Source organism: Longimicrobium sp. (assembly GCF_036280135.1).
GTDB lineage: Bacteria > Gemmatimonadota > Gemmatimonadetes > Longimicrobiales > Longimicrobiaceae > Longimicrobium.
This window is the reverse complement of sequence record NZ_DASURI010000749.1, coordinates 1-2,828: the sequence shown is the minus strand read 5'-3', so window position 1 is coordinate 2,828 and position 2,828 is coordinate 1. Positions and strand designations below refer to the sequence as shown.

At 69.5% G+C, this 2,828-nt stretch carries 2 protein-coding genes; both read right to left on the bottom strand.

The features are described 5' to 3' along the window. Positions 1–192 precede the first annotated feature (192 nt). Complete coding sequence (locus VFZ20_RS24245) at positions 193–831, bottom strand: class I SAM-dependent methyltransferase (RefSeq protein ID WP_329686537.1); 639 nt, start codon at positions 829–831, stop codon at positions 193–195. Positions 832–1,014: 183 nt separating this feature from the next. Further along, positions 1,015–2,676 carry an electron transfer flavoprotein-ubiquinone oxidoreductase gene (locus VFZ20_RS24240; RefSeq protein WP_329686536.1) on the bottom strand — a complete coding sequence of 554 codons (1,662 nt, stop codon included), beginning with the start codon at positions 2,674–2,676 and terminating at the stop codon, positions 1,015–1,017. Between the last annotated feature and the right edge of the window lie 152 nt (positions 2,677–2,828).

Genomic DNA, 2,828 nt, shown 5'->3' with positions numbered 1-2,828 from the left:
GGCGACGAAGGATCCCGTGTGCGAAACAGGAGGTCGGCGTACGTGCTCGGAACCAGCTTGGCGCTGCGCGGGCAAGATCCTTCGTCGCCGCCATCGATCGTGCACGTGTAAAGATCCGCGCGGCGGCTCCTCAGGATGACGCTACTTGGGGGTGATCAAGATCAGTATCGGCGGGCGGCCGCGAAAGGAAAATCAGCGGGTGCAGCGGAACGCGATGACGCGCCAGGAACCGCCAGCCTCGCCGCGCGCTTCATCGTCGATCGTGAAGCCCGCGTTCGTCAGGGCGGCGCGCATCTCGGCGCGGCTGTACATCCGCCGGTAGCCCACGCGCGTGATGCGCATCCATGCGTTCAGCAGGCGCATGGAGAGCGGATCGCGATCCCAGTCCAGCAGCATCAGCTCGCCGCCAGGGCGCAGCACGCGCCGGATCTCCGCGAGGCCGGCGGGCACGTTGTCCCAGTCGTGCAGTGTGCTGGCCGTGATCACGACGTCGAATGCGCCGTCCGCGAAGGGCAGCGCCTCCGCCGGCGCCGCCGCGAATCCGCCGCGGACGTCCATCGCTCGCGCCTTGCCGCGCGCGATCCGCAGCATCCGGGGCGCGGGGTCGATGCCGGCGTAGGCGGATGCACGGGCGCCGCCGTCGGTCAGCAGGCGCAGCAGGTTGGCCGTGCCGCATCCCACGTCCAGCACGCGGCCCAGGTCCCGCCCGGCGATCCACGGACGCAGCAGCGCCAGGCTCCGGGCGTTGTAGCGCGCCCAGCGCCGGTCGTATTCCGCCGCGCCTTCGTCGTACTCGGAGGGAACGTCGTGCGCCACGTCGGTCGCGTTCAAAGGAAAGTGGATCAGCCGTCCCGCCGTACCCGCACGGCCCGTGCTCACACGCGCAAAGCAGTACTCTGCTGCCTCTGCTCCCTCTGCGTGAGAAAATCTGTTGCTCTCGATGGCGGTGGATGCAGACAGGCCGGGTGCCCGCGCGGGGCACCCGGCCTGTTCCCGATCCATCCGCGGATCGGCTTACATGCGCTTGTAGGACGGGCCGCTGCCGCCCTCGCGCGGGGTCCAGCGGGGGCCGATCACGTCCGTCGCCTTGCAGTCGATGCAGTTGGGCGCGTTCACCACCAGCTTGTCGCCGTTGAGCTCGTACACGCCGGCCGGGCACATGTGCACGTACAGCTCGGCCACTTCCTTGGGCATGTCCTGGCCCACGATCAGGTGGGACGGGATGTCGTCGCGGGTCTGGTTGCCGCTCTTGAACACCGCGTCCACCTTGCTGAACGTCAGCTTGCCGTCGGGCACGAACGGCGCGGCGGGCGTGACGTCGCGCTCCACGTCGGCGTCGGCGTGCATGCTGATCTTGCCGCCGAACAGCTTGCCGCCGCTGATGGTCATCAGCCCCGCCTTGAAGCCGCCCACGAAGAAGCCGTCCTTGAACGCCAGGCGCTGGTTGCGGCTCTTGTGCAGGTCGTCGCGCACGTAGCTGCCGTCCAGCATCCGGTCGTACGCGGACAGCGCCGCGGCCGACGTGTCGCCCTTCCTGAGGCCCTCGAAGATGGCGCGCGCGGCGTAGATGCCGCTCTGCATGGCGTAGTGGATGCCCTTGAGCGAGGGCACGTCCACCAGGCCCAGGGTGTCGCCCACCATCAGCAGGCCGTCGCCGCTCTTGCGCTGCGGCAGGGCGTAGTAGCCGCCCTCGGGGATGGTCTTGGCGCCCCACTCCACCATCTCCCCGCCCTCCAGGTACTTGCGAAAGAACGGGTGCAGCTTGAGCCGCTGCAGCATCTGGTGAACGTCCAGCGTGGTCTGCCGGTAGTCCAGGCCCACCACGAGGCCGATGGCGACGAGGTTGGGCTCCAGCGGGTACATGAAGCTGCCGCCGAACGCGTCGCGCGGCAGGGGCCAGCCCAGCGTGTGGACGATGCGGTCCAGCGGCTCCTTCGTCTCCCACAGCTCCTTGACGCCCAGGGCAAAGATCTGCGGGTTCTCGCGCGTGATGCCCTGCCACTCCACCCACGCCTGCCCCAGCGGCCCGCGCGTGCCCTCGGCCAGCACGGTCACGCGCGCCGTGAGGTCCGTGGGGGGCTCGCCGCCCGTGCCGTCGCGGCCCTGGCCGCTGGGCGTGGTGCGCACGCCGCGTACGTTCTGCCCCTCCACGAGGAGGGAATCGACCGGGAAGCCGGGAAACACGTTCACGCCCAGCGCCTCGGCCTTGTCGCCCAGCCAGCGGCAGATCTCGCTGATGCTGGCCGTGTAGTTCCCCGCGTTGTGCATGGGCGGGGGCGTGGGGATCTTGAACGAGCCCGTCTCCGTGAGCACGGCGACGGTTTCCTTGACGACCTTGTCCTTGAACGGAAAGTCCGCGTCCGTGAGCTCGGGGAACAGCTCGCGGAAGGCGCGCGGGTTCACCACGGCGCCCGACAGGTTGTGCTCGCCCAGGGCCGATGCCTTGTCGAGCACGGCGATCTCGGTGTCGCCCAGGGAGCCGCCGGCCTCGGTGTCCTTCTGGATCAGGCGCTTGAGCTCGATGGCGCACGCCAGCCCGGCCGGGCCGGCGCCCACGATCACCACGTCCATGGGGATCGCCTCGGCGTCGGGCTCGTCGCGGACGATCATCCGCTCCGTGGGAAGCGGCGGCTGGTGGCGTACGGGGAGAACCCGTCCGCGTGCGGCGTCTGCCATGGGGTCGTGCCGGTCTGAGTGATTTGTTCGTCAGCTTGTCGAGACGTCGCGGCGGATTATACGGGTTGCCACGGCGGGCCGCAAAGGGCCCTCACCCGCTCGCTGTCGCTCGCACCCTCTCCCGCAAACTGCGCGGGAGAGGGTGTAGACTT